Source organism: Arthrobacter sp. Leaf337, from assembly GCF_001423745.1.
GTDB lineage: Bacteria > Actinomycetota > Actinomycetes > Actinomycetales > Micrococcaceae > Arthrobacter.
Window position 1 is genome coordinate 96,724 of record NZ_LMPC01000002.1, and the last position, 25,599, is coordinate 122,322.

Genomic DNA, 25,599 nt, shown 5'->3' on the forward strand with positions numbered 1-25,599 from the left:
CGTTCAAGGTTACGCGCCGAACTCCACGGACTCGGTGGTCCAGGCGCGGGCCTGGTCACTGAGTGTCACGCCGAGGCCGGGGCGGTCCGGAACCAGCATGCGGCCGTTCTTCGTTTCGAGGCGCTCGTTGAACAGCGGGTCCAGCCAGTCGAAGTGCTCCACCCATGGTTCGCGGGGGTAGGCGGCGGCGAGGTGCAGGTGGATCTCCATGGCGAAGTGCGGTGCGAGCCCCAGTCCCCGCTCGTCCGCCAGGGCGGCCAGGCGCAGGAACTGCGTGATGCCGCCGACGCGGGGGGCGTCGGGCTGGATGATGTCGCAGCCGTTCGCGTTGATCAGGCCCTTGTGCTCGGCCACGGAGGCCAGCATCTCGCCGGTGGCGATGGGGGTGTCCAGGACCTGGGCGAGGTGGGCATGGCCTTCGAAGTCGTAGGCGTCCAGCGGCTCTTCGATCCAGATGAGGTTGAACTCCTCCAGCTGCCGGCCCATCCGCAGTGCGGTGGCGCGGTCCCACTGCTGGTTTGCATCCACCATAAGCGGCACGTCCCAGCCGATGTGTTCGCGGATTCCGGCGACGCGGCGCAGGTCCTCTTTGCTGTCGGGGAGGCCCACCTTGATTTTGATGCCGCCGATGCCTTCGTCGATGGACTGGGTGGCGCGGGCCTTGACTTCGTCCAGGGAGGCGTTGAGGAAGCCGCCGGACGTGTTGTAGGTCTGGACGGAGTCGCGGTAGGAGCCCAGCAGCTTGGCCAGGGGCAGGCCCGCGCGCTTGGCCTTGAGGTCGTACAGGGCGATGTCTATGGCGGCCAGTGCCTGGGTGGCTACGCCCGAGCGGCCCACGGAGGCGCCGGCCCAGAGCAGCTTGGTGTAGATCTTGCCGATGTCGTTGGGGTCCTCGCCGATGATGCCCTCGGCCACCTCCTTGGCGTGCGCATACTGGGCCGGTCCGCCCGCGCGCTTGGAGTAGCTGAAGCCGATGCCGCTGTGGCCCTGCTCGGTGGTGATTTCAGCGAAGAGGAAGGCCACCTCGGTCATGGGCTTCTGGCGGCCCGTGAACACTTTGGCGTCGCTGATCGGCACGGCAAGGGGAAGCCTTGCGGTGGAAAGTTTGACGTGGCGGATGAGGTCTACGGTGCTCATGGGGGCTCCTCGGAAAATCGGTAGGGGGCAGCGTCGCCCGCACTCCTTATGCTACAAGTTGGAAACTTGTATTACAAGTAGTGGTTGTCACGCGCCTAGCCCACCAGCCACGCCACCACGAGCAGCGCCCCGATGCTCAAGACGGTGGTACAGAGGATGACGTCGCGGGCTACGGTCATGCCGCGGCCGTACGGGGACGCGAAGAGGAAGACGTTCTGGGCGGTGGGGAGTGCGGCCATGATCACGCTGGCCAGCAGGTGCTGCCCCTCCAGTCCGAAGACAAAACGTCCGAGGACCCACACAATGAGCGGCATTCCGGCAATTTTCAGGAACGTGGCCACGAGGGTCTCTGTGCGGCCGTCGTCCTTCTGCAGCGGGGCCCGGCCGGCGAGTGAGAGCCCGAAGGCAAGCAGCACCATGGGCACGGCGCCGCCGGCCAGCATGTCGATGGGTTTTTGCAGGAGGTCCGGGGCGCTCCAGCCGGTCAGCGCCACGGCGGCCCCCAGTCCGGAGGCGATGATCATGGGATTGGCGAAGGGTTGAAGCAGGAGCTTCTTCCAGGAGATTTTGGTGCCGGAAACCAGGCCCAGCACCGTGAGGTAGAACGGCGCCATCACCAGGATCTGCACCAGGAGTACTGGGGCCACGTGCTGTGCCGTTCCGACGGCGTAGAGCGACACCGGGATGCCGATGTTGTTGGCGTTTGCGTAGCTGCTGGCCATAGCACCAACAGCGGTTTCGGCCGCCGGGCGGCGGAAGAACAGGAAGCTCGCCAGGCAGTAAAGAAGCCCCACTATCGCTGCCGAGAGCAGCGCGAGCGGGGCGTCCGTTCCGAGGGCTGCCCGGATATCGCTGCCGGCCACCACTGTGAACAGCAGAGCCGGGTTGGTGACGTAATAGGCGGTGCGGGTTAGCGCGCCTTGGACTTCCGGGCCCAGGATCCGAAAGCGGGCAGCGAAATAGCCTACGGCAATGACTGCGGAGACGATGAGTATTCCGGAGACAACGCCGCCCAAAAGTGCGCCCTTCTATTTATCTGTTGATAGTGGGTTTCCGCACGGCCGTCTCCCTGTTGCGTCGGGAGGGCCGGCCGTGCGGAAGCTTTCGGTACTCACGCACCGGCCAGTAGCTAGCGCACCAGGCAGGGCCGTTTCGGATCGAAGGACCAGCCCTCGACGTAGTACTGCATTCCAATGCTGTCGTCGCGGGCATCCAAACCGTGCTCCAGGTACAGCTGGTGCGCTTTGTCCAGGGCGTCGCGGTCCAGTTCGATGCCCAGCCCGGGAGCGTCCGGCACCTCGATGGCGCCGTTCCGGATCTGCAGCGGTTCTTTGGTGAGGCCCTGCCCGTCCTGCCAGATCCAGTGGGTGTCCAGCGCGGTGATCTCGCCGGGGGCTGCCGCGCCGGTGTGCGTGAACATCGCCAGCGAGATGTCGAAGTGGTTGTTCGAGTGCGAGCCCCAGGTGAGGCCGAATTCGTGGCAGAGCTGCGCCACCCGGACGGAGCCGTGCATGGTCCAGAAGTGCGGGTCGGCCAGCGGAATGTCCACGGCGTTGCTGCGGATCGCGTGGGACATTTCCCGCCAGTCCGTGGCAATCATGTTGGTGGCCGTCTTGAGACCGGTGGCCCGGCGGAATTCCGCCATGACTTCGCGCCCGGAGAAGCGGCCTTCGGCGCCGCAGGGGTCCTCGGCGTAGGCCACGACGCCCTGCATCCGCTTGCCGAGCCGGATGGCCTCCTCCAGGAGCCAGCCGCCGTTGGGGTCCAATGTGACGCGGGCTTCGGGGAAGCGCTTGGCCAGGGCGGTGACCACGTCCACTTCGTCGTCGCCGGACAGCACGCCGCCCTTGAGCTTGAAGTCGCTGAACCCGTACCGCTCCTGCGCGGCTTCGGCCAGGGCGACTACGGCTGCAGGTGTCATGGCTTCCTGCCGGCGCAGCCGCTCCCAGCGGTCCGCCGGCGCATCCTCCACCAGATACGGCAGGTCCGTCCGCCGGCGGTCGCCGATGAAGAACAGGTAGCCGAGCATCGGAACGGAGGAGCGCTGCTGCCCGTCACCGAGCAGTTCGGCCACCGGGACGCCCAGGAACTGGCCGTGGAGGTCCAGCAGGGCGGATTCGACGGCCGTGACCGCGTGGACGGTAGTTCGGAGGTCGAAGGTCTGCAACCCGCGGCCGCCGGCGTCGCGGTCCGCGAATTCCGCCGCGATTTCCCGCAGCAGGGAGCGGTACCGGGCCACCGGCTTGCCGGCGATGAAGGCCCCGGCCTCCTCGATGGTGGTGCGGATTTTCTCGCCGCCGGGGACCTCACCCAGGCCGGAGCGTCCGTCCGAGTCGGTAATGATCACCACGTTGCGGGTGAAGAACGGTCCGTGCGCACCGCTGAGGTTCATCAGCATGCTGTCGTACCCGGCGACGGGAACTACCTCAACCTTGGCGATAGTGGGCTGGGTGCTCATGCGTTGACCTTATCTTCTGCGTCGGCTACGGCTTCGACCGTACCGTCGATCCGGCGGTTCAGGTGCCACGGATTAGCATCCTGCAGCGGAGCCGGGAGCAGTTCCTGGGGCAGGTTCTGGTAGGCGACCGGCCGCAGGAAGCGGTTGATCGCGAGCGTGCCGACCGACGTCGTGCGGGTGTCCGACGTCGCCGGGAAGGGGCCGCCGTGGACCATGGCATGGCCCACTTCGACGCCGGTGGGCCAGCCGTTCACGATGATCCGCCCCACCTTCTGTTCGAGGGCGGGCAGCAGCTGCGCCGCCGTCGGGTAGTCCTCTTCGGTGAGTTGCAGGGAAGCGGTGAGCTGTCCCTCCAGCCGGTTGGTGGCCTCGATCAGTTCCGCGGCGGTGGAGTAGCGGATCACCAGGGATGCGGCCCCGAAAATCTCGGCGTGCAGGACGTGGTTGGACACGAAGTCGGCAATGTCGGTCCCGAAGATGGTGGGTGCCGGTGCGTTTTCGGTGGGGCCTGCAGTGCCCTGGCCGACAATGGTCACATTGTCGGCCGAACCGAGCGCCTCGGCCCCGGTGTTCCACGAGCCGGCGATGCCGGCGGTCAGCATGGTCTGTCCGGCACAGGCGGATACTGCGCGGCCGACGGCGGCAGCCAGTTTGTCCCCTGCCTCGCCGGCGGGGGCAAACAGCAGGCCGGGGGAGGTGCAGAGCTGCCCGGAGCTGCCGGTGACGGCAGCGACATACTGTTGCGCCAGGGCGTCAATGTGTTCGGCGGAGCCGTTGAGGGCGCCAGGGAAAACGAAGACCGGGTTGAGCGAAGACATTTCCGCGTAGACAGGAATGGGCTCCGGGCGTGCCGCCGCGGTGCGCATCAGCGCGATGCCGGCGCTCTGCGACCCGGTGAAGCCCACGGCCTTGACGGCCGGGTCCGCCACGAGGGCCTGGCCGATGCTGCTGCCGGGTCCGTAGATGAGCGAGAAGACGCCGGGGTGGAGTCCGCTGTCGTTGACGGCCTTGACGATTGCCTGGCCGACAAGCTCGCCCGTTCCCGGGTGGGCGTTGTGCGCTTTGAAGACCACCGGGCAACCTGCGGCGAGGGCCGAGGCGGTGTCTCCTCCCGCCGTCGAGAAGGCCAGCGGGAAGTTGCTGGCACCGAAGACGGCCACGGGGCCCAGCGGAATCTGGCGCTGGCGGATGTCCGCGCGGGGGAGCGGCGTGCGCTCCGGCAGGGCCGGATCGATGCGGACGCCGCGGAAGTCGCCTTGGCGGACCACGTTGGCGAAGAGGCGGAGCTGGCCGGTGGTGCGGGCACGTTCACCCTGCAGGCGGGCCGCCGGCAGTCCGGTCTCCTGGCCGGCGCGGATGATCAGTTCGTCGCCGATGGCCTCGATGTTGTCCGCGATTGCTTCCAGGAAGCGTGCGTGCGTCCCGGGATCGAGCGTGCTGAAGGACGGGTAGGCGTCAGCGGCCGCGGCCGTGGCTGCCTTGAGCTGGTCCTCGGTGAGCAGGGTGTACGGGGGCTCAAGCTGTTCGTTGCTGGCGGGGTTGAAGCCAAAGGCGGCTTTGCCTTCGCCGACGACGGCACGCCCGGCGATCAGGGAATGTCCGGTGAGTGTCACGGTGGTAACTCCTAGGAAGGGGATCGATCAGGAGACGGTGGATCAGGAAACGGCAGGTCAGGAAACGGTGGCGATGAGTGCCTTGAGGTCCGCCAGGTCCTGCGGCGCCAGGTTCTGCAGCGGCGGGCGGACGCCTCCGGCCGAGCGGCCTATGGCGTCCAGGCCGCCCTTGACGATGGAAACGGAGTAGCCCTTGACCCGGTCGCGGATGTCCAGGTACGGGATGACGAAGTCGTTGAGCTTCTTGTTGACGGCTACGCGGTCCTGGTTGCGCACGTCCTGGTAGAAGTCCAGGGCGAACTGCGGGACGAAGTTGTACATGGCGCTGGAGTAAGTGCTCATGCCCAGCTGCAGCAACGGCAGTGCGAAGGTCTCGGCCGTCGGGAGGCCGCCAAGGTAGAAGAGCCGGTCGCCGAGCTTGGCGTACACGCGGGCGTCGTGTTCGAGGTCGCCCACGCCGTCCTTGAAGCCGATCAGGTTTGCGTGGCGGTCGGCCAGGGTTGCAACAGTGGTGTCCTTGTAGATTGCGTTGGCGCGGTTGTAGATGATGACGCCGAGCGAGGTGGAACTGCAGACGGCGCTGACGTGCTCGATCAGACCGCCCTGGTCCGCTTCCGTCAGGTACGGCGGAAGGAGCAGGATGCCCTCGGCTCCCGCGGCCTCTGCAGCCTGGGCGTTTTCAATGGCCTGCGCCGTGGAACCTCCGGCCGATGCCAGCACGGGAACAATATTTCCGACTTCTTCGACGGCGGCGCGGACCACGCGGGCGGATTCCGCCGGCGTGAGGGAGAAACCTTCGCCCGTGCCGCCGGCGGCGAAGAGCCCCGCCACCGGGTAGCTGGCCTGCCAGGCAAGGTGCTTGCGGTAGTTCTCCTCGTCGAACTGGAGTTGCGAATCGAACGAGGTCACCGGGAAGGAGAGCAACCCGTCTTTGAGAACGCTGGCAAGTTCCTGGGGTGAATGTTTGGCCACGATGAGTCCTCCATGTCGGCGCCGCGTCGGTGCGGCAGTAGATGATTTCTCCTTCAGCCTAGGGAGCCAGTTGATGCCTGTCTAAGTTCATTTTTGTATGCATTGATACCCTTCGTGCATGGTGCGGCGGCCTTGTAAGGTGGCATTCCAGTGGCCGTTGCGGCCGGGCGGCTCAGTTTTCCTGGAAGTCGAGGGTCCTCAAGGCCAGTGCGAGTGCCGGGTTGGTGATGGTGCGGGTCCAGATGGCGTGCAGTTCGACGGGGTCGTTCACGCTGCTTTCCAGTGGCAGGAATTCCACGCCGTGGACGCCCAGCAGGGTTGCCGAGTGCGGAACGAAGGCCACGCCGCGCTTGGCCGCAACGAGGGACACCATGGTGAGGATCTGGCTGACGGTGTGGACCACGTTGGAGTGCTGGATAGGGATCATCCGGACCACCAGGTCATAGAAGTACCGGGCCTGGGTGGAGGAGTGCATGATCAGCGGCGCGTCCCGGAGGTCCTTCTCGGTGATGTCCCTGTTGAGTCCGGCCAGCGGGTGGCCGGACGGCACCGCCAGGACCATCGCTTCCCGGTAGAGCAGGTGCGAATCGAAGATTTCGTTGTCAAAGGGCGGCCTTGCCAGGCCAAGGTCCAGCTCGCCGGACAGGAGCCCGGCGATCTGCTCGCCCGTCACGAGCTCCTGCAGGTCGATGTCGACGTCGGGCAGTGTTGCGGTGATTTCCTCCAGCAGGGGGCCAAGGATGCTGAAGCCGCTCGCAGCCGTGAACCCGATCCGGAGCAGGCCCGAGCGCCCCGAGGCGATCCGCCGTGCTGTCACGGGTGCCCGGCTGGCCAGGGCCATCAGCCGCCGGGCCTCGTCCAGGAAGGCCCGTCCCGCAGCCGTCAGCTGGACTTTCCGGTTGTCGCGTTCCAGCAGTTCGGCACCCACGGCCTTTTCCAGCTTCTGGATTTGGCGGCTCAGTGGCGGTTGGGTCATGTTGAGCCGTTCCGCGGCCCTCCCGAAGTGGAGCTCCTCAGCTACGGCGATGAATCCCGCCAGTTGGTCAAAGGTAAACATGATGCCCTCCGGGTATCACTCGATGCATATTTGGGCTTAGACATGCATCATAGAGGGTTCCTACACTCGATACAGCCGACCGGCAGTGATCCGGTTCACAAACGTATTTGGGGCGTAGCCCTATAGCGCCAACGAGGAGTTCCAATGATGCACTTCCCCACCCGCCGAGCCGTACTCGGAGCGGCGTCTGCCATGACGCTCCTGGCACTGACCGCCTGCGGCAACGTCGCCGGCGGCAGCAAGGATTCTTCGAAATATCCCAGCGGCCCCATCAGCGTGACCGTCGGCCAGGCGGCCGGCGGCAGTACTGACCTGATTGCCCGGGCCGTCGCCGAGGGCGCCTCCAAGACGCTCGGCACGCCGATGCCGGTGGTCAACAAGCCCGGCGCCAACGGCGCCCTCGCCACCAAGGAAGTGGCGGGCAAGCCTGCCGACGGGCAGAACCTCCTGCTCGTTACGGCGTCGCTCGTGACCATCACGCCGCTGGCCGTCACGGCGGATGAAGCCGTCAACATCGACGACCTGGACATCATCACCGGCCTCTCCCAGGACGACTACGTCCTGGTTGCCAGCACCCAGTCCGGCTTCAAGACCATCAAGGACGTGACCGGCGCGGGCCGCAACATCACGTTCGGCACCACGGGCGTGGGCACCGGCAGCCAGCTGGCACAGACGGTGCTCTTCAAGCAGGCCAAGGTGCAGGGGACCGACGTTCCGTTCGACAGCGGCAAGCCCGCCCTGACGGCCGTCCTGGGAAACCAGGTGGAGCTGGCAACCATCCAGCTGGGTGAAGCCATGCCGCAGATCCAGGCAGGGAAGGTGGCCCCGCTGCTGGTCTTCTCCGAGGAGCGCAACACGTTCCTTCCCGACGTTCCCACTGCCAAGGAATCCGGCTACGACGTCCCTGTCGCGCAGTACCGGGCGGTCGCAGCCCCCAAGGGAACGCCGCAGGATGTGAAGGACAAGCTGCTCGCGGCCTTCAAGGAGACCTTCAAGTCGGAGGCTTACCAGGAGTTCAACAAGAAGAACATGCTGACCCCCAAGGAGATCTCCGGCGAGGAAGTGGTCACGCAGTGGAAGGAATACGCCGCCAAGTACAAGTCCCTGGTTGAGAAGTACGACATCAGCCTCAGCGGAACGAAGTGATTCCAGTGAAGGAAACCTCCGCGGACCCGGTGGCCGAGGACGACCTGACACCGGAACAGCTGGCCGCGCAGTGGGAAGACGAAAAGCCGCCGGCCGCCGGACCCCTGGCCAATGCAGCGTCATCCCTCGTGGTCCTCGGCGTCGGCATCGCTGCCGTCATCCTGTCTGTTGCCATGGGACTCGGCACTCCGTCGGCACCGCAGCCCGGACTGTGGCCGTTCATCATCAGCTGCGTCATGGTGGCCCTGGGACTGTTCCAACTGATTGCCGGGCGGCACAACAGGGATGCGGAAAAGTTCACCCGCATGTCCATCTCCCCGCTGACCGGCCTGGTGACGCTTGCCGCCATGGTGGCCGTGATGCCGCTCATCGGCTTTGAACTGCCGGCGCTGGTGCTGTGCATCATCTGGATGCGGTTCCTGGGCGGCGAAACCTGGCGCTCCACGGTGCTCATCAGCGCCATCGTCGTCGCGGCGTTCTACGGCATCTTCGTGCTGGCGCTCGGCACCTCCATCCCCCACCTCTTCTAGGAGACCCCCGTGGATTTTCTAAATCCCGTCATCAACGGATTCGCCGTTGTCCTGGAGCCGACAAACCTCCTGTACTGCCTGATCGGCGTCGTCATCGGAATGCTGATCGGGGTGCTGCCCGGACTGGGGCCCGCGGCAACCATCGCCATCCTCCTTCCGCTCACCTACAACGTGGAGCCCGTCACCGCCATCATCATGCTGGCGGGCATCTTCTACGGTGCCCAGTACGGCGGCACCATCACCTCCGTCCTCCTGCGGCTGCCGGGCGAGGCGTCGTCCGTCGTCACCGTTTTCGACGGCTACCAGATGGCCAAGCAGGGAAAGGCCGGAACGGCCCTGGGCCTGGCAGCCATCGGCTCATTCGTCGGCGGCACCGCGGCGATTATCGGCCTGACATTCCTGGCGCCGGTGGTGGCCAGCTTCGCGCTGGACTTCGGACCGCCGGAATACACCGCGCTGGCGCTCCTGGGCATCCTGCTGGTGGCCACCATCAGCAGCGGCGCCAAGGCGAAGGCACTCATCGCAGCGGCCCTCGGACTGCTCCTGGCCACGGTTGGCCGGGACATTTTCACAGGCGAAAGCCGCTTCACCTTCGGCAGCCTTGACCTGGCGGACGGCATCGACTTCGTGCCGATCGCCATGGGCATCTTCGGCCTTGGCGAAATCCTCTACAACCTGGAGGAACGGCACCGCGCCGCCAAGGCTCCGTCCAAGGTGGCCAACGTCTGGCCGTCACGCAAGGAACTGAAGCAGGCTTCGGGCGCGATCGGGCGCGGCTCCGTCCTGGGATTCTTCCTGGGCATCCTCCCCGGAGGCGGCGCCACCATCGCCTCCATGGCGTCCTATGCCATGGAGAAGAAAAGGGCCAAGCAGCCGGAGCGATTCGGCAAGGGCGCCCCCGAAGGAGTCGCGGGCCCGGAAACAGCCAACAACGCGGCAGCGACGTCGTCCTTCATCCCGCTGCTGACCCTGGGCATACCGGCGAACGCCACCATGGCGCTGATGTTCGGTGCCCTGCTGATCCAGGGCGTGACCCCGGGACCGCAGTTGGTGGAACAGGATCCCGAGCTCTTCTGGGGTGTTGTGAACTCGATGTACATCGGCAACGTCCTGCTGCTGATCATGAGCCTGCCGCTCGTGGGAATCTTCGTGAAGATCCTCCGTGTCCGCGCCGCCATCCTGGCTCCCGTCACGGCCCTCATCACGCTCCTGGGTGCCTACACCATCAACAACAGCATGTTCGAGGTCTCGCTGGTGGTGGTCTTCGGCATCGTGGGCTACCTGATGAAGAAGTTCGGTTTCGAACCCGGACCGCTGGTGCTCGCGTTTGTGCTCGGCGAACTGCTCGAAAGCTCCATGCGCCGCTCACTGCTGGTCTTCGGCGGCGACCCCATGGGCTTCTTCGGCCGCCCGATCTCCGCCACGCTGCTTGTGGTGTTCGTGCTGGTCGCCGTGCTTCCCGCCCTCAAATCAATGCTGGCCAAGCGCAAAGCCCCCGCTGCGGCAGAGCCCGCACCCACCAAAATCAAGGAGAAGGTATGAGCATCATCGTCGGATTCGTTCCCACGCCCGCGGGCGAGGCGGCGCTCACGGCAGGCATCGCCGAGGCAACCCTTCGAAACGAGGACCTGGTGATCGTCAACTCTGCACGTGAAGGCGCGCTGGTGGACAAGTCCGTGGCGGGAGAGGACGTCCTGGCACGGGCCGCGAAGCGTGCGGAGGAGGCTGGCGTCACGGCAAAGGTGATCCAGCCGCCGTACCACCACGACCTCGCCGATGAGTTCCTGGACGTGGCTCGTGAAGCGAATGCGTCCCTTATCGTCATTGGCCTTCGGCACCGCTCCCAGGTGGGCAAGTTCATCCTGGGCAGCCACGCCCAGCGCATCCTGATGCAGGCTGACCGGCCGGTCCTGGCCGTCAAGGCCGACGGCGCGCACTTTTAAGCGGCCAGTATCCATCCAGGGGGCGGTACGCGAGACCTTCACAGGGCCGCGGCCGCCCCTTTCCGCGCGTCCGGCAGGTTGACCGCAGTCCGGCTTCCGCCGCGGACCGGCTAGCGCCGCAAGGCCCCCAGACCCGAAATCAACGCCTCGAGACCGAGGCCAAAGGCGACGTCGGCAGGCTTTTCGTGGCCTTGGTCGGCAAGGCTGCGCACTGCGGCCGTGAAACTGGGCGTGGATTCGGCCATGCTGCCCGGATCGAAGATGTCCGCGGGGGCTGTGACATCGAAGGCCGAGCCGAAAATGAAGGACTCCAGCGCCACGATCGAGGAGATGATGCGTTCCTCCGGGAAGCCGGCCTCCCGCAGTCCTTGGCTGACGGCCTCGTACATGGCCAGGGTCTGCGGCGCATCCGTGACGGGCAGGACCGCGATCACCGGGATCAACGGGGTGTGCTTGGAGAAGACGTCCCGGTAGCTCCAGGCCCACCGCCGCACGGCTTCGTCCCACGGTTCAGCACCGAAAGCGGATACGTCCACCAGGGCGGCGAGGTGGTCCTCCACTAGGACCAGCACGTCGCGTTTGGATGCCACATGGTTGTACAGGGCCGACGGCGCCACATCCAGCGAGCGGGCCAGCGCAGCCATAGTGAGGCCGTCGTAGCCGCTCTTCCCGATCAGCCGCAGGGCTGCCGAGGTAATCACTGCCTGATCCAGCACCGCTGTGGCCGGCCTGCCCGCGCGTCGCTTCGCCGGGGTCGCGGCCGCGCGGGGCGCGGCTTCATGCGATACCGCGGGGGGCTTGGTGTTCGGGCGGGCGGCTGCCGGCATCGCTGGCCTTTCTGCTGGCGGGGTCCCCAGCATTATTCCATTGACCACTTCCGTGGCGGTGCTGGAACCGCTATAGTCTTAATAAATGAATGGCATTCATTTAGTGGTACGCATCACTCGAGCGGCCACGGAGAGGACATCATGCTGGAACTTGACCGCGACGTCGTCGTCGTAGGCGCCGGCCCCTCGGGTCTCACCGCAGCCCGTGAACTGAAGAAGGCCGGCCTCACTGTCGCCGTGCTGGAGGCGCGGGACCGCGTGGGCGGCCGCACCTGGACGGACACCATTGACGGCGCCATGCTGGAAATCGGCGGCCAGTGGGTCTCGCCGGACCAGACGGTACTCCTGGAACTCCTGGACGAGCTGGGACTGGAAACGTACTCCCGCTACCGCGAGGGTGAATCCATCTATGTGGGGGCCGACGGCAGGAAGACCCGCTACACCGGCGATTCCTTCCCGGTCAGCGACACCACGGCGGCCGAAATGGACAAGCTGATCGGCCTGCTGGACGGGCTTGCTGCGGAAATTGGCGCTTCCGAACCCTGGGCCCACCCCAAGGCGCGCCAGCTGGACACCGTCTCCTTCCATCACTGGCTCCGGCAGAACTCGCCGGATGAGGAAGCCTGCAACAACATCGGCCTGTTCATTGCCGGTGGCATGCTCACCAAGCCCGCGCACGCATTCTCCGCGCTGCAGGCCGTCCTGATGGCCGCCTCCGCGGGGTCTTTCAGCCACCTGACGGATGAGGACTTCATCCTGGACAAGCGCGTTGTGGGAGGGATGCAGCAGGTTTCGCTGCTGCAGGCACGCGAACTGGGTGACGACGTCGTGCTTAACAGTCCGGTGCGCACCATTAACTGGACGGAAGAGCGCGACGGCGGCCCGCGCGTCACCGTGGTGTCGGAGCGGGCCACGGTCAATGCCCGCTACGTGATCATGGCGGTGCCGCCGAACCTGTATTCGCGGGTTTCCTTCAACCCGCCGCTGCCCCGCCGCCAGCACCAGATGCACCAGCACCAGTCGCTGGGCCTGGTCATCAAGGTGCACGCCGTCTACAAGACGCCGTTCTGGCGCGGCGAGGGGCTGTCCGGCACCTGCTTCAGTGCCGGATCGCTGGTGCAGGAGGTGTACGACAACACCAACCACGGGGATTCCCGCGGCACGCTGGTGGGTTTCGTCTCGGACGAGAAGGCCGACGCCGTCTTCGAGCTCAGTGCCGAAGACCGCCGCCGCGCCATCCTGGAATCGATCGCGGCCTTCCTGGGGGATCAGGCCCTGGAGCCCGAGGTGTACTACGAATCCGACTGGGGCTCGGAGGAATGGACCCGCGGGGCCTACGCCTCCAGCTACGACCTCGGCGGACTGCACCGGTACGGCAAGGACCAGCACCAGCCCGTAGGCCCCATCTACTGGAGTTCCTCCGACCTGGCGGCAGAGGGTTACCAGCACGTGGACGGCGCCATCCGGATGGGCCAGCTGACTGCCGCCCGGGTTGCCGCCGTCGCCAGGGTGGGCGCTTCGGCGTAGGGCCCCGGCCAAACCGCCCGGACAGGTCCCCGCCAGCCGTTGAAAGTAAGCAAACTTACTAATACTCTTGGTTGGCGGGGATCTTCCCCGTTGGACACGAACGAGGTGAGTGCATGTCTGACACTGAGAGCATCAGCAAAGTCACAGAGATCATCAACGGTTCCCATATCGGGATGCTGACCACCATCAACGAAGAAGGCGCCCTGGTCAGTCGGCCGCTTGCTGTCCAGGAAGTCAAGGACGACGGCGACATGTGGTTCTTCACGTCATCGGAAACGTCCCAGGTAGCGCACGTGCGCGCCGACCCGCGGGTGAACGTCTCCTTCGGCAAGAACACCGAATGGGTCTCGGTGGCCGGCACGGCGGAAGTGGTCACGGACAGGCAGAAGATCCACGATATGTGGAACCAGGTGGTTGAAGCCTGGTTCCCGGACGGGCCGGACACTCCGGAAGTGGTGCTGCTGCGGGTCGACTCGGATTCGGCGGAGTACTGGACCAGCCCCGGCGGCAGGGCGGCAACGGTGCTTCAGTGGATCAAGTCCAAGGTGACGCACAGCCGCATGAGCGTCGGCGAAAGCGGGACAGTGGACCTGTAGTCCTTACAGCCCCCCCGCACTCCTACGGCAGCTGCCGGAGGGCCGAAAGGACCTCCGGGAGCAGCACGTCGTTCCGGCCCCACACGGGATCCAGGACTTCCACGTACCAGGAATCGGCGAGGAGCAGGGCCAGCGTTTCGTTGGTCTCGTCCGACCAGTCGCGGAGCTGGTCCTCGTCCACCGGGTTCTCACTGGACCCGAGCACGGTGACCACAGCATCGCCGTCGAACGTTACCGGGATGGCCGCGGCGCTCACTTCACCGGGGGCATGGCCGACGGTGATGAGCTCGGTCCTGGTGGACAGGGCCATGAGTTCCGCGGCGGCCTCCGCGCTGCAGAAGCCGGTCACGTACTGCCTCTGTGCGAGTTGTCTTTGGGCGTGGCCGGCGTCGGCGCGAATGCCGGGCTGGGATTCTTTGGTGAAGAGGCCGTTCCGGTTGATTTCCGCCAGCTCGGCGGCGATGGGCCGGGTTTCCTCATCGAAGCTGGGCGCAAACGTTCCCGGCTGGAATTCGCTGTGGGATTCAAGCCACCGCGCGGTGAGTTCGCCCGCCGCTGCGAGGGTTGTGGCCTGCCGCCAGACTCCCCGGTCCGATCGCAACCTGCCGTGCTGGTCTCGTGTGTCCGTGACTAAAGGCTCCATTATGGGATGCTACCGCCGCCGGTTCCGGCCTTTCCAATGGTCCCGACACACCAGTTAACTTCCGCGGGGCTGGACTCACCCAAAGCGCGGCTCCCTGCGAGGGCGCCAGTCTTTACCGGGAGGGCACGCCCGCCGCGGCTTCCGCCCGGCCCAGGGCATGTTCCAGCCGGTCGACGGCGGGAACGTAGCCGGCTGCCTCGGCCGCCCGGAGCCGTTCGGCCTCCTTCATGGCCTTGATCAGGGCCGCCGTTTCCGGACGGCGCACATCGGTCATGTCCGGGTAGTCGATGCAGCAGGCGGGATCAAGCTCGTAGCGCTGCCACCGGGTCAGCACGGTCCGGTGCCGGGCCGCTGCCGCTTCGATCTCCGCCCGGGCGGTTCCCGTGTGGATCCGGGCGTCCCGCCAGGCCATGACGCAGGGACTCCACACATACGCGGCCGCGGCAGTGGCGGCGGCGAGCGTGCCTACAGCGAACCCCAGCCATGGGGACGCGAGCGAAGGTATCAGGACGGCCGGGAACACAATCACCAGGCCGGCGAAGCCGTCCCAAAAGACGGCGTCCGTTAGCTGTCCGGCGTCACGCCTGGCGTGATATCGCGCCGAAAATACGGCGCCGGCCACGCCGCACACCACGACGGCGGCGCAGACCGCCAGCTGCAGGGGCCCCATGGGGACCGACTCCGTTATGACAGACACCGTTCCACCTCCAACAGAACCTGCCCGGGCTGGGTGGCTCCGCTACTTCCATTGGAATCCCGGCAAAGCCGGCCGTCAATGGGCAGGACTTCCTGACGGGTGGTGCGCCCGGCGTTGCGGGCCGGCCCCGTTCCGAGCGAGGCGGGGCACCGGTAGCCTAGGCACCATGCGACTAAAAATGTGCAGCATCCACGTCAAGGATCCGGCCGCGGCCCACCAGTTCTACACGGAGACACTGGGTTTTGAAACGCTCATGGCCATGCCCGAATACAACCTCTACATCGTGAAGGATCCAGGCTCCGCCGGGGGCAGTTCGGGGTCAGTAGGACTCCTGCTGGAGCCCAGCGACAACCCCATCGGCGCGAACTACATGAACGCCCTGCACGACGCCGGGATGCCGGCGATCGTGTTCGGCGTTCCGGACGTGCGGGCCGAGCATAAGCGACTCGCGGCCCTCGGCGTCATCTTCCAGGACGAACCGGCGGAGGGCCCCACCGGAACCTCGGTGGTGCTGGACGATGGCTGCGGAAACTTCGTCCAGCTGCACCAGGACTAGACCTTTTGCAGCAGGACTAGGGGCTAAAGGACTCTGGACTCCACCAAGGCACCGGCTGGTACTGTGGCCGCATGACAGCAGCATTGGTTCGGCCCAGGAATGGCAAAATGATCGCCGGCGTCTGCGCCGGGCTCGCAGCCAGGTTCGGTGTGTCAACAGCCCTCGTCCGCATTGGCTTTGTACTGTTCGGCTTGTTTGGCGTGGGCGAATTGGTCTACATCGCGCTGTGGATCATTATGCCCAAGGAGTGACTGCCTGATCTGAAGGCGGCACCTTCGGATGGCCAGTCCTGTGCGCGCGGGTCAGAGGAACATGAACCGCGCAAGCGTCTTTGCCGGAAAGATCTCCAGCGCGGCCCGGATCCAGGGCTGTTGCGACCGTGCCTAGAAACCGCCCCCTACTGCAGCGGCGGTAACCGCCATGACGACCAGCCTCCGCACTGTGGCCGTGCCCCCTTGCGCGAACACGGACAGCTGACCGAACGTGGCTTGCTGACCGGCCGCGGCCGGCGAACCACTGCCCGCCGGGAAGACCAGGTCCGTGATGCAGGCTTGGCCGCCCTGGGCAAACACCTCAACGGAGCAGAGGTCCACCACGATCTCCAGTTTGAGGGAGCCGTCCCGCAGCGCGACGGGGCACCTGTCCACTGAAGCGAAGAGCGGGTGGAAGTCCGTGTTCCCGGAACGCGTCCTGTCAACCACCAGTTCGCCGGTTGAGGCTTCATAGTAGATTTCCGTTCCGCCGCCGTCGTGGCCGGCCGCTCCTGCGCCGAGGACGAAGCCGAACCGCTCGGCTGTGACCGACTCGAATTCCGCCCGGATGATGAGGGCGGCGTCGCTTCGCCCCGCAGGAATGTCGAGGGCGCTGTTGGTGATTCCCGCCGGTTCGGAAAGCTCAAAAAACGGCGCGGGGAGCGCCGTGGCCGGAAGAACAGGATTCTGGATCAGCGCCGGCCGTCCGCTAACTGTGGCCAGGCTGACCTCCCTGGCCAGGGACATGGGTGAACGCCACGGCCACGTGGGAATGTGGTTGGCGTAGTCCCAGTTGTTCATCCAGCCGATCATGATCCTGCGGTTGTCCGGGGCGTTGGAGAAGGACACGGCCGCGTAGTAGTCACGGCCCCAGTCAAGCCATTGGAAGGTCTTCAGCAGCTCTGCGGACTGGCGGGCTTCAAAAGCCGGCGGTTCTGCCGCCGTGCCGGACTGAGATCGGGCCGCGTTGACGGCAGGGGAGACATCCGGGATGAAGCGGGCGCCGTCGAAGTCGCCGATGAAGTACTGACCGCCGGAGCCGCCAGCCACCGCGCCGGGGTTGGTGTTCACGGTCAGGACCCACTTGGTCTTCTCCGGGTCGCCGTCCAGGGGAAGCGGAAACAGGTCCGGGCACTCCCATTCGCCGCCGATCGCGTTGGCGGGCCCGAATTCGCTGAGCAGTTCCCACTCGCGCAGGTTGGGTGAACGGTAGAACAGGACCTGGCGGGCCTGGGCCTCCACTGCCACCATCACCCAGTAGCCGCCGTCCGGGTCGGCAACGCCAGGGCCGGAGTCGCCAGGGCCGGAGTACCAAAAGACTTTCGGGTCGCGGAAGTTGGCCGAGTCCCTTGTCAGCACGGGAGTGGTCCCGAACTTGGTCCAGGTCATCCCCGAGTCGGTGCTGAAGGCGAGCGACTGTGCCTGCGTTCCGCTGTGCGGGGACGCATCCTTGAAGGCACTGGTGTAAATGGCCACCCAGGGCGGGGAGTGCGCCGACCCCAGACCGGAGGTGTTCAGGTGGTCCACCACGACGCTGCCCGAGAAGACATCCTCGAGGTCGTCGCAGGGAATGGCTACCGGGTGCTCGGTCCAGGCGAGAAGGTCCGTGGACGTCGCGTGGCCCCAGGACATGTTTCCCCAGACGTTCGCGAAGGGGTTGTTCTGGTAGAAGAGGTGGTACGTGCCGTCGTCGTAAACTAGTCCGTTGGGATCGTTGAGCCACGTGTCAGCCGCGGTGTAGTGCAGGACCGGGCGGCAGTCTGGAGTGCCGTCGGTGGCGACCTCGTGCGGAAGCGTGCGGATCTCAGTCACGGGAGCTCCGGGCAGGCGGGAGCAGGGCAGGTGTGCGTCATGTTCGTCCTCGGGAGTAGGCAGGGCGTCGTTGGAGGGTCCGGCTGGCGGGGCTTATGCGGCCGGTGCCGCAACCGAGTCCCGCACAACCAGCGGGCATTCCAGGACGGTGGGGTGGGCAGCGAACAGCGCCAGGTCGGTTTTGCCCTCAATGGCGTCGATGAGGTTTTCCGTGGCCCAGGCGCCCATCTCGTAGTGGGGGAGCGCCACCGTGGTGAGGGCCGGGTGGAGGTTTTCGGCGATGAGTTCCTGATTGTCGAAGCCAACCACCGATAGCTCGTCCGGAATCCTGAGGCCCAGTTCGCTGGCGGCCCGGTACGCCCCCATGGCCATGCGGTCGTTGTAGCAGAAGACGGCCGTTGGCCTGCTCTGAGGTTTCAGGAGACGCAGCGCCGCCTGGTAGCCGCCACTGACCTCCGAATGCTCGGACTGGACCAGTTCTTCGTGGAACGGCAGCCCGGCATCTGCCAGCGTTTCCTTGAAGGCCCTGAGCCGGGAGTGAGTTGCCGGCACATCGTCGGTGTTGTTGAGCATGCCGATCCGGGTGTGCCCGGCGTCGATCAGGGTCTGCACGGCCGACCTTGCGCCGCGCACTTCGTCGGGGATGACGGAGGAAACAGTGTTGCTGATGTCTTCGGAGTCCACCAGGACTGCCGGTAATCCGGCCAGATTCCTGGGGACAGCCAGCTTGCGGTGATACATCGTGGCATACAGGATGCCGTCCACCTGCCGGTCCAGCAGATCCGCCACTTGGCTTTCCTTGGAATCCTGGGAGCTGGTGCTGGTGGAGTTGATGATCATGATGCGGTACCCGCGGGCCCGCGCTGTTTCCTCGGCACCGAGGATGATCCGGCCGGCGTGCGGAGTGGTGGCGATTTCCTCGCTGATGAACCCGATCATCCCGGAGCGCTGGGTGCGCAGCGCCTGGGCCAGCCGGTTAGGGCCGTACCCGAGCCGGTGGGCGGCTTCCTGGACACGCTCTCGGGTTTCAGCCCCCACCCGCGCGTAGGCAACGTCGTTGAGGACGTGGGAGACGGTGGTCACGGATACGCCTGCCGCGGCTGCTACGTCCTTGATTCCCACTGACTTGTTCATTGGTCTCCCACGTCCTTATGTTGTTGCTGATTCTACGTGCGGCTCACTCGTCCTGGAGTCCGTGTTCGGGCCCGCGATGCCCGGGGGTCTCGCGGGCCTGAGCGGGTTACCGGGCCACAAGTGCATGTGCCGCCTGGAAGCCGACCGCGGGTGTGGCCCTAAAGGCGTTGACAGCCCTATCGGCGATAACTTGGGCGTCACTTCCGGAATCAAGGATCGTATTCCGAGCTGATTCGGAATCGACCATGACGGCCGTAACGGCGAGTCCGTCCGAAGCCTCGGTCGTCAACAGTGCGTCCACCTGAGCCGAGAAGCAGGAGTCACTTGACTTGGTGTGAACGTCCATCGCCACCACGTGGTTGTTGGAGACGAAGTTGCCGACCCCCGCCATCAGCCGGATGATGACAGGCGTCGCACCCGTCGGCCGGATGCTCTCTGCGTCGATGACCTCGGAGAAGTGGTTGCCGATGACAGAGTTGTTGCTGCCGCTGACACAGAGCAGTCCGTTGAGGTCGTTCAGTCCGTTGTCGACTCCCAGGAAGGGAGTCCAGGGCTCATGGTCACGCAGGAAGTGATTCGTGGCCACGAGGTTCTCCGAACTATTCGCTGCGAGAACCACCATTCCGGGGTAGAACGAATGCAAACGGTTGTTGGTGACGCTTGAACGCGTGACGCCGTCGAGATGGACGCTGCTCGCACCACGGGGGAAGACGTTGTTCGCGGTTATCAGGAGCCCGCCATGGTTCTCGGCGTAGATCGAGTGGCCCTTGAAGCCTGCTCCAACCAGGTTGTCGGTGATCTTTGATGCCTGTCCCCAGCCGCGCAGTTCGATGCAGCTTCCGCATTCAGCGATGAAGTTGTCGTGAATGGACAGCGCGTCCGCGTTGTAGATGGTGAGCGCGTTCTCAAGGTAGACAAAGCCCATGCCGGTTACGCGGAATGAGTCATTTTCGTTCGCGACGTAGATACCGGTCTTGCCGTTGACGTAGGTGTTCTCCGGATGCATTCCCGAGCCATCCGGGTTGAAGTGCAACCCGTCGATGCAGAAGTTGGAGAACTCGACCGAGCTGATCCGCGGGCTCCCGCTTCGCTCAACGTAGAAGGCGGCTCCCTTGGATTCCTCTCCGTCTCCGCCGAGGGGAATGTCGACGAGAATGCGGCTCCCTCCGGGCCACAGCTCATGCAGGTCGGGCCATTCGTCTTCGGGAACGTTGAACCGGATGCTCGAGGACGTAAAGCCGTGTCCCGAGCCCTGGATCCTGAGGAAGCTGACGTCGATCACCACCTGCGTACGAAGGTGGTAGTCCCCGGGCGGAATGTAGATCACCGCGCCTGGCTTTCCTCCATCGTTCGCATCAGTGACCGTCTGCCGGTCCTTGATGTCAGCGATGATGCTGTTGATTACTTCACCGACGTCCTCGGACGGATTGCCGACGGGCCACGTAGTCACGTCGTAGTAGTTGTTGCTTGACATAGGTTCTTCCCTTTGTGTTGTGGTTGCTCAGCCCTTGACGGCGCCGAGCGTCATGCCGGCGACGATCTTGCGCTGCAAGAGAAGTGTGAGGAGGATGACCGGGATCGAGTAGACGGCGGCCAGTGCCGTCATGGATCCCCAGTCGAGGCCGAACTGGGTCTGGAAATTCGCGATGACCACGGGGGTTGTCTGGGAGCGGATCGCCGTCATCAGCAGTGCGAACAGGAACTCGTTCCAGGAGGCCAGGAAGGCGAAGATCGCGGTGACCGCGATGCCGCCGGAGACCACCGGGATGACCACCCGCCACAATGCACCCAGCCTGCTGCAGCCGTCCACCGTTGCCGCCTCCTCCAGGTCCTGAGGTACAGCTTCGAAGAAGCTGGACATCAGCCAGATGGACAGCGGCAGGGAGATGGTGGTGTGCGCGATCGACAGTGCGATCGGTGTGTCAGCAAGTCCCGCCGTCGCCATCATGGAGGCGAGCGGGATGCCGATGGCCACCGGCGGCACCATCCGGGTGACCAGGGCCGCCATGATGAAGACCCTGCCACTCGGTGTCTTGTACCGGGTGATGCCGTAGGCCGCCGGGACGGCAAGCACCAGCGACAGGAGTGTGCTGATGATGGCGGTCTGTGCGCTGTTGATGAACGACGCCAGCACCCCGCTCCGACCGAGGGCATTGGTGTAGTTCTCCAGCGTCCATTCCCGGGGCAGGATCGTTGGCGGGACCGCGATGGTGTCGATCGGGGTCTTGAAGGAGGTGAACAGCAGGTAGAGGAAAGGGAAGGCGTAGAGCACCATGGCTGCTGCCAGCAGGATCCAGAGCAGGGTCCGGGTGCTGCGCTTTCCGGCCTCGAGGCCTTCGGCGTGGTGCCGGCGGCGGCGGTTGTTGCCCGCCGTCGTCGGGGCCTCCTGGCCGTTGTTCGGGCCGGCAGGCACGACGCCGGTGTGCCGGGGACGATGGGGCAACTCACCGGCGGAGTTTCCGCCGGTGGTTCCTCCCCCGGTGGGGCGCGTTTCGGCGATGCTCATCAGTTGTCCTTTCCTGGCCGCCAGATGGTGGCCACCGCGAAGAACGCGACGCCGAGCATTGCCAGCAGGTAGATGGTGCCCATGGCGCTGGCCAGGCCGGGATCGCCGAAGCGGATCATGGTGCGGTAGATCAGCAGGCTCATGGTTTCGGAGGCGGACTGGGGGCCGCCGTTGGTCTGGATCAGGATGGTGTCGAAGGCCCTGGCGGCATCGATCCCGCGGACTACCAGCGCCACGGCGATGACCGGCCGCAGCAGGGGCAGGATGATCCGGAACAGCAGCGTGGGGGCCTTGGCGCCGTCCAGGCGGGCGGCCTCTATCAGGTCTCCCGGAATGTTCTGGAGACCGGCGAACAGCACCAGGCACATAAAGGACGTGGTGAGCCAGATGTCGGGAACGGCCACGGAGAACAGCACGATGTCCGGGTTGGAGAGCCAGCCGATCTGGTTGGGGTTCTGCAGGATGCCGGCCTGGTGCAGGAGCGTGCCGATCAGGCCGAAGTTGTCGATCATTAGGAATTTCCACAGGAGCCCTGCCACGATCGGGGCGATCATCAGCGGGTAGAGGAACACGGTCCGCCAGACCTCGGATTTGCGACCCAGGGTGGTGAACAGCAGGGCCATTCCCAGGCCGAGGGCGAATTCGAGGGTGACCACCACCAAGGTGTAGGCCAGCGTGCGCCAGCCTGCTCCCATGAATGCCTCGGAGGTGAATGCCCGGACGTAGTTGTCCAGGCCCACGAAGTCGCGGGGGCCGCCGGCCATGGGTGAGATCTTGAAGAAGCTGTCCGCGACGAGCCGGAACAGCGGGTAGGCCACGAATACTGCGAGGAACAGGCCCGCCGGAGCCATGAGGTACAGGGCGAAGCGGCGATCGGAGATACGCACGGTTTTCTCTTCTGTTGGTTGGGGCCGCGGCCGGCACCAATGGCATCAGGTGCCGGCCGCGGAGTCTTACTTGAGGAGTGCCTGGATCTGCTTCTTGGCATCAGCCAGGAGGGTTGCGGAGTCCCCGCCGGCCACTGCCTTTTGCAGCATGGGAACGAGGACGGTGTCCACGATCTGCTGCCACTTCTCGGTGGCGGGGCGGGTGGCCGTTGCGTTCCCGTTGAGGGTCTGGATGAGCGGCTTGAAGCTCTCGTAGCCAGCCTGGTCCTGGTACTTTTCGAAGGCCGAGATCCGGGAGGCGAGGCCCAGGCTGGACTCGATTCCCATGCTGTTGTGCTCGTACGCGCACTTCACGAACTTCTTGGCGTTGTCCGTGTTCTTGGTGGCCTTCGGGACGCTCAGGTACCAGGGGCCGGGGACGCCCGCCACGCCGGCGGAGCCGCTGATCATGGCCGCCGTGCCCACCTTGCCTGCAACGGGGGCATCCTTGGGGATCTGCCGGTAGGCGTGGGCCCAGAACCGGGTCATGGCGGTCTTGCCCTGGTTGAACAGGTTCTGGGCAGCGGCCCAGTCCACCTGTGCCGCGCCCGGGGGAGCCGACTTGGTCATGCTGACGTAGAAGTCGAGGGCTTCTTTGTGGGCGGCGTTGTCGATGATCACGTTGTTGTTTTCGTCCAGGACCGCGGCGGATCCCGCCTGCAGCACGTGGGCGAGCCATTCGGTTTCCACCGCGCCCTTGACGTCGGTGCCGTACATGCCGTCCTTGGTGAAGAACTCGGAAATGTCCTGGTACTGCTTCCACGTGGTGGGCGCGGCAAGGGCGTAGCCGTACTTGGCCTGGAAGTCCGACTTGTTCTTGGTGTCCTCGAAGAGGTCCTTGCGGTAGAGGATGATTTCGGCGTTGGTCCACGCCGGCATGCCGATGAAGTGTCCGTCCACCTCGGCTTCTTTCACCAGGGCGGGGAAGATGTCCTTCTTGGCTTCGTCGGTGAACATTTCGTCGATGGGCTGGACGGCATCCTTGAAACTGGGCAGCCAGACTGAGTCCAGGGCGGCGACATCGAACGACACGGTGCCGGAGGAGAATTCGCTGGAGAGCCTGTTGAACAGGCCGTCATACGGGAGCTCGACGAAGTTGACGTCGAGTCCGGTGTCCTTCTTGCATTGTTCGGCAACGCCGGCCAGCTCTGCGTGACCGCCGGCTTCAACCAGGACGTTGATGGAGCTGGCAGCGCTACCGGACGTGGCCGGTCCCCCGGCGCCGCAAGCGGTGGATGCCAGAAGCACCGCGATGGACAATCCGCCGACGGCGGCGAGCCTGGAGATCTTGATTCGAGAGGACATCGCTGTCGACTCCCTTTCTATTGGTCTGAAAGTGCGGTTGGGGTGGGACGGAACACTAAGTCTCTTGTGAAAAACCGTTTTGCCAAATCGACTTGGCATGACTTTAGAGGAGTTGTTTTGAAGGTGTCAAGGGTCACATTTTCCTGCTGTGCGGGTATTGACCCGGCTTGGCCCCGAGGCCTAGCATCAGGGGCAGCTGTGTGAGGAATCGATTTGGCGCCTCATTGCTGCACCACCGGTTGAGGGAGGTGGAAGCGGACCCGGGTTTTAGGGAAGCGGCTAGTAGTAATGGGCTGTGTCCATCCGTTCTCCATGGGAGCACAATGAATCCACCCTTATCTTGGTGGTGATGACCCGTGGCGCTGGCAATCGTGGTTGTTTGTACGTTCCTGCTGTTGGTTGCCTTGGCAATTGTCATCGTCTGGGGAGGACGCTCCATAAGTGGACCGCCGGCGCCGGCGGCTTTAACGGCGGATCTTCCGGTGCCTTCGTCAGCGCCCGTACGGGATGCTGTGGTGGACGCCCAGGTCTCGGCGCTGCGCAAGTACTGGTGGTGGGCCAACGTGGCCACGGTGGCCGGGGTCGCATCGGGGCTGCTGGTCGGGTGGGCCGGCGGAAGGCTGGTCATGCGGGTGCTGGCCGTCACTTCGCCCGCGTCAGCCCAGGGCCGCCTGACCGAGGCCCAGGCCAATGTGGGCTTTCCCACCATTGAGGGCAGTATTGCCCTGCTGTTTTTCGCGGGACTTCCGGCAGGCTTCGCCGCCGCCATCATTTACGTGCTCATACACCGGTGGCTCCCTGCCGGCCGGTGGGCAGGGCCGGTGCTGGGCGTTTTGATTCTTCTCGTTTTCGGCGCCTCGGTGGAACCGTTCCGCGCAGACAACATCGACTTTTCCATTGTGGGTCCGGGCTGGCTGTCCGCGGTGCTCTTCTCCGTAATGGCCATCCTGCACGGTGCCGTGGTGGCGGCTGTGGCGGGGGCATTCAGTCAAGGCCTTCCGCTTCCTTCCGGACAGAACTGGAAGTACTACCTGCCGCTGCTGGCGGCCGTGCTGTTCGTGCCTGCGGGCGTGTTGCTGGGCGCCGGTGCACTGGGGGTGATGGTGTGGGCGCAGGCGGCTGCAGTTATCCGGGCCCGGCGGCTGCGTGCGGGCCGCGAGGCGCGTGTGGCCAGGAAGCCAGGGACCGGCCGTCGCGGAGGGGCCGTTGACTGGGCGGGGCGCGCGGTCCTCGGCCTGGCAGCGGTGGCGGCCCTGCCTCCCTTCGTCAGCGCAGTGACGTCGATTGTTTCACGCTGATCCGTCCGGCTCCACCGGCCGGATTGCCCGCTGTGCCGCTGGCTGCGCCGTGGATGGCGTCGGTGAGCTCGGCAAGGACCTCGTCCTGGGTGGCGCCGGCGTCGATCAGGACAAACCGCGGAAAGTCCGGAAGGGCGCGGTAGCCCTCACTGAGCGCGGTCAGTTCCTCCAGTGTTTCGATGTCCGTACCCCGCCGGAGGATGCGCTCCAGTGCCCGCTGCGGAGCGACGTCGAAGTGGATCACCAGGTCCGGCGCAGGGAGGCGCCGCAGCAGCCAGGGGATGAACCGGCCGGGCCGGATCCCCCGGACGCTGCGCAGGGCAAGCTGGCAGTAGAGGTGGCGGTCCATGACCACCAGGCCGGAAAACCTGCGTGCCCGGGCGTGCGACACCAGCACGTTGGCCGTCCGGATCACTGTCTCCAGTGCGTCAGCCAGACGGGGGCTAAGCGGAACGCCGGAGCGTTCGGACCACTGGGTCATGTTGCGGCGGCCGGCGTGATTGCGCAGCAGCAGGGCGCGGCCGCCTGCCAGGCGGGCGGCGTCAACGGCTGCGCGTGCAGCGGTGGTCTTTCCGGCACCGTCAATTCCGGTGAGGACAATCAGCAGGGGTGGCTCGTTTCGTTGGGGCGGACTGTACAGCGCGTGGCGTCAATAGTTCAACGAG

25 protein-coding genes are annotated in these 25,599 nt (G+C 65.4%); 9 read left to right on the top strand and 16 right to left on the bottom strand.

Translation table 11 applies throughout. The features are described from left to right. Nucleotides 1–9: 9 nt before the first annotated feature. The 6 genes from ASF98_RS03450 to ASF98_RS03475 form a co-directional block, all read right to left on the bottom strand. Nucleotides 10–1,137, bottom strand: a complete 1,128-nt coding sequence (locus tag ASF98_RS03450) for an L-talarate/galactarate dehydratase (protein WP_055797484.1) — start codon at nt 1,135–1,137, stop codon at nt 10–12. Between the two features lie 95 nt (nt 1,138–1,232). After that, entirely contained in the window at nt 1,233–2,153 is a 921-nt protein-coding gene (locus ASF98_RS03455) for an AEC family transporter (protein WP_055797487.1), read from the bottom strand. A 113-nt stretch (nt 2,154–2,266) separates the two neighbouring features. Beyond that, nucleotides 2,267–3,595 carry an enolase C-terminal domain-like protein gene (locus tag ASF98_RS03460; protein WP_055797490.1) on the bottom strand — a complete coding sequence of 443 codons (1,329 nt, stop codon included), beginning with the start codon at nt 3,593–3,595 and terminating at the stop codon, nt 2,267–2,269. Continuing rightward, entirely contained in the window at nt 3,592–5,208 is a 1,617-nt protein-coding gene (locus ASF98_RS03465) for an aldehyde dehydrogenase (NADP(+)) (protein WP_055797493.1), read from the bottom strand. Before ASF98_RS03465 ends, ASF98_RS03460 begins: the two co-directional genes overlap by 4 nt. 57 nt (nt 5,209–5,265) lie before the next feature. Then, complete coding sequence (kdgD, locus tag ASF98_RS03470; RefSeq protein WP_055797496.1) at nt 5,266–6,180, bottom strand: 5-dehydro-4-deoxyglucarate dehydratase; 915 nt, start codon at nt 6,178–6,180, stop codon at nt 5,266–5,268. Between the two features lie 172 nt (nt 6,181–6,352). Then, nucleotides 6,353–7,237: a LysR family transcriptional regulator gene (locus ASF98_RS03475; protein WP_055797499.1), complete on the bottom strand. Its 885-nt coding sequence runs from the start codon at nt 7,235–7,237 to the stop codon at nt 6,353–6,355. A 144-nt stretch (nt 7,238–7,381) separates the two neighbouring features. Between ASF98_RS03475 and ASF98_RS03480 the strand changes: the two genes are divergently transcribed. The 4 genes from ASF98_RS03480 to ASF98_RS03495 are packed head-to-tail and all read left to right on the top strand — an operon-like array spanning nt 7,382 to nt 10,856. After that, nucleotides 7,382–8,383, top strand: coding sequence for a Bug family tripartite tricarboxylate transporter substrate binding protein (locus ASF98_RS03480; RefSeq protein ID WP_055797502.1), 1,002 nt, complete (start codon nt 7,382–7,384; stop codon nt 8,381–8,383). A 5-nt stretch (nt 8,384–8,388) separates the two neighbouring features. Beyond that, entirely contained in the window at nt 8,389–8,913 is a 525-nt protein-coding gene (locus ASF98_RS03485) for a tripartite tricarboxylate transporter TctB family protein (protein ID WP_235505594.1), read from the top strand. 9 nt (nt 8,914–8,922) lie between these two features. Further along, nucleotides 8,923–10,455 carry a tripartite tricarboxylate transporter permease gene (locus ASF98_RS03490; protein ID WP_055797506.1) on the top strand — a complete coding sequence of 511 codons (1,533 nt, stop codon included), beginning with the start codon at nt 8,923–8,925 and terminating at the stop codon, nt 10,453–10,455. Next, nucleotides 10,452–10,856, top strand: a complete 405-nt coding sequence (locus ASF98_RS03495; protein WP_055797509.1) for a universal stress protein — start codon at nt 10,452–10,454, stop codon at nt 10,854–10,856. Before ASF98_RS03490 ends, ASF98_RS03495 begins: the two co-directional genes overlap by 4 nt. Before the next feature lie 110 nt (nt 10,857–10,966). Here ASF98_RS03495 and ASF98_RS03500 read toward each other — a convergent pair whose 3' ends face one another. Beyond that, complete coding sequence (locus ASF98_RS03500) at nt 10,967–11,716, bottom strand: TetR/AcrR family transcriptional regulator (protein ID WP_055797512.1); 750 nt, start codon at nt 11,714–11,716, stop codon at nt 10,967–10,969. A 108-nt stretch (nt 11,717–11,824) separates the two neighbouring features. On the opposite strand from ASF98_RS03500, the gene ASF98_RS03505 reads away from it, so the two are divergent. Together ASF98_RS03505 and ASF98_RS03510 are read left to right on the top strand one after the other, a co-directional pair. Beyond that, entirely contained in the window at nt 11,825–13,210 is a 1,386-nt protein-coding gene (locus ASF98_RS03505) for a flavin monoamine oxidase family protein (RefSeq protein WP_055797515.1), read from the top strand. A 113-nt stretch (nt 13,211–13,323) separates the two neighbouring features. Next, nucleotides 13,324–13,806: a pyridoxamine 5'-phosphate oxidase family protein gene (locus ASF98_RS03510; RefSeq protein ID WP_055797518.1), complete on the top strand. Its 483-nt coding sequence runs from the start codon at nt 13,324–13,326 to the stop codon at nt 13,804–13,806. Nucleotides 13,807–13,828: 22 nt separating this feature from the next. On the opposite strand, the gene ASF98_RS03515 is transcribed toward ASF98_RS03510, so the two are convergent. Further along, entirely contained in the window at nt 13,829–14,449 is a 621-nt protein-coding gene (locus ASF98_RS03515) for a DUF6919 domain-containing protein (protein WP_055797519.1), read from the bottom strand. A gap of 112 nt (nt 14,450–14,561) precedes the next feature. Further along, nucleotides 14,562–15,146: a hypothetical protein gene (locus ASF98_RS03520; protein WP_156372270.1), complete on the bottom strand. Its 585-nt coding sequence runs from the start codon at nt 15,144–15,146 to the stop codon at nt 14,562–14,564. 166 nt (nt 15,147–15,312) lie between these two features. Between ASF98_RS03520 and ASF98_RS03525 the strand changes: the two genes are divergently transcribed. Together ASF98_RS03525 and ASF98_RS03530 are read left to right on the top strand one after the other, a co-directional pair. After that, nucleotides 15,313–15,702, top strand: coding sequence for a VOC family protein (locus tag ASF98_RS03525; RefSeq protein ID WP_055797525.1), 390 nt, complete (start codon nt 15,313–15,315; stop codon nt 15,700–15,702). Nucleotides 15,703–15,773: 71 nt separating this feature from the next. Continuing rightward, entirely contained in the window at nt 15,774–15,953 is a 180-nt protein-coding gene (locus ASF98_RS03530; protein WP_051629032.1) for a PspC domain-containing protein, read from the top strand. Between the two features lie 132 nt (nt 15,954–16,085). On the opposite strand, the gene ASF98_RS03535 is transcribed toward ASF98_RS03530, so the two are convergent. The 6 genes from ASF98_RS03535 to ASF98_RS03560 form a co-directional block, all read right to left on the bottom strand. Continuing rightward, entirely contained in the window at nt 16,086–17,765 is a 1,680-nt protein-coding gene (locus ASF98_RS03535) for a glycoside hydrolase family 32 protein (protein WP_235505595.1), read from the bottom strand. 93 nt (nt 17,766–17,858) lie between these two features. Next, the gene (locus tag ASF98_RS03540; protein WP_055797528.1) at nt 17,859–18,899 is read right to left on the bottom strand and encodes a LacI family DNA-binding transcriptional regulator; all 1,041 of its coding nucleotides are present in this window, start codon (nt 18,897–18,899) and stop codon (nt 17,859–17,861) included. Nucleotides 18,900–19,005: 106 nt separating this feature from the next. Then, the gene (locus tag ASF98_RS03545; RefSeq protein ID WP_055797531.1) at nt 19,006–20,373 is read right to left on the bottom strand and encodes a NosD domain-containing protein; all 1,368 of its coding nucleotides are present in this window, start codon (nt 20,371–20,373) and stop codon (nt 19,006–19,008) included. A 27-nt stretch (nt 20,374–20,400) separates the two neighbouring features. Next, nucleotides 20,401–21,405: a carbohydrate ABC transporter permease gene (locus ASF98_RS03550; RefSeq protein WP_442854025.1), complete on the bottom strand. Its 1,005-nt coding sequence runs from the start codon at nt 21,403–21,405 to the stop codon at nt 20,401–20,403. After that, entirely contained in the window at nt 21,405–22,292 is an 888-nt protein-coding gene (locus tag ASF98_RS03555) for a carbohydrate ABC transporter permease (RefSeq protein ID WP_055797534.1), read from the bottom strand. The genes ASF98_RS03550 and ASF98_RS03555 overlap by 1 nt, the downstream gene beginning before the upstream one ends. Before the next feature lie 66 nt (nt 22,293–22,358). Continuing rightward, the gene (locus tag ASF98_RS03560) at nt 22,359–23,636 is read right to left on the bottom strand and encodes an ABC transporter substrate-binding protein (RefSeq protein WP_055797535.1); all 1,278 of its coding nucleotides are present in this window, start codon (nt 23,634–23,636) and stop codon (nt 22,359–22,361) included. Between the two features lie 482 nt (nt 23,637–24,118). Here ASF98_RS03560 and ASF98_RS03565 point away from each other — a divergent pair, with 482 nt between their 5' ends. Beyond that, nucleotides 24,119–24,934: a hypothetical protein gene (locus ASF98_RS03565; RefSeq protein ID WP_156372271.1), complete on the top strand. Its 816-nt coding sequence runs from the start codon at nt 24,119–24,121 to the stop codon at nt 24,932–24,934. Here ASF98_RS03565 and ASF98_RS03570 read toward each other — a convergent pair. Further along, nucleotides 24,903–25,574 carry a thymidylate kinase gene (locus ASF98_RS03570; protein WP_326949178.1) on the bottom strand — a complete coding sequence of 224 codons (672 nt, stop codon included), beginning with the start codon at nt 25,572–25,574 and terminating at the stop codon, nt 24,903–24,905. The two genes, ASF98_RS03565 and ASF98_RS03570, sit on opposite strands and share 32 nt — an antisense overlap. Between the last annotated feature and the right edge of the window lie 25 nt (nt 25,575–25,599).

Bases quoted from the DNA above. Each gene is read 5' to 3' on its own strand.
- ASF98_RS03560 (WP_055797535.1), bottom strand. From the start codon at position 23,636: ATGTCCTCTCGAATCAAGATCTCCAGGCTCGCCGCCGTCGGCGGATTG.
- ASF98_RS03510 (WP_055797518.1), top strand. From the start codon at position 13,324: ATGTCTGACACTGAGAGCATCAGCAAAGTCACAGAGATCATCAACGGT.
- ASF98_RS03545 (WP_055797531.1), bottom strand. From the start codon at position 20,373: ATGTCAAGCAACAACTACTACGACGTGACTACGTGGCCCGTCGGCAAT.
- ASF98_RS03475 (WP_055797499.1), bottom strand. From the start codon at position 7,237: ATGTTTACCTTTGACCAACTGGCGGGATTCATCGCCGTAGCTGAGGAG.
- ASF98_RS03530 (WP_051629032.1), top strand. From the start codon at position 15,774: ATGACAGCAGCATTGGTTCGGCCCAGGAATGGCAAAATGATCGCCGGC.
- ASF98_RS03550 (WP_442854025.1), bottom strand. From the start codon at position 21,405: ATGAGCATCGCCGAAACGCGCCCCACCGGGGGAGGAACCACCGGCGGA.
- ASF98_RS03505 (WP_055797515.1), top strand. From the start codon at position 11,825: ATGCTGGAACTTGACCGCGACGTCGTCGTCGTAGGCGCCGGCCCCTCG.
- ASF98_RS03480 (WP_055797502.1), top strand. From the start codon at position 7,382: ATGATGCACTTCCCCACCCGCCGAGCCGTACTCGGAGCGGCGTCTGCC.
- ASF98_RS03495 (WP_055797509.1), top strand. From the start codon at position 10,452: ATGAGCATCATCGTCGGATTCGTTCCCACGCCCGCGGGCGAGGCGGCG.
- ASF98_RS03500 (WP_055797512.1), bottom strand. From the start codon at position 11,716: ATGCTGGGGACCCCGCCAGCAGAAAGGCCAGCGATGCCGGCAGCCGCC.
- ASF98_RS03540 (WP_055797528.1), bottom strand. From the start codon at position 18,899: ATGAACAAGTCAGTGGGAATCAAGGACGTAGCAGCCGCGGCAGGCGTA.
- ASF98_RS03525 (WP_055797525.1), top strand. From the start codon at position 15,313: ATGCGACTAAAAATGTGCAGCATCCACGTCAAGGATCCGGCCGCGGCC.
- ASF98_RS03460 (WP_055797490.1), bottom strand. From the start codon at position 3,595: ATGAGCACCCAGCCCACTATCGCCAAGGTTGAGGTAGTTCCCGTCGCC.
- ASF98_RS03450 (WP_055797484.1), bottom strand. From the start codon at position 1,137: ATGAGCACCGTAGACCTCATCCGCCACGTCAAACTTTCCACCGCAAGG.
- ASF98_RS03515 (WP_055797519.1), bottom strand. From the start codon at position 14,449: ATGGAGCCTTTAGTCACGGACACACGAGACCAGCACGGCAGGTTGCGA.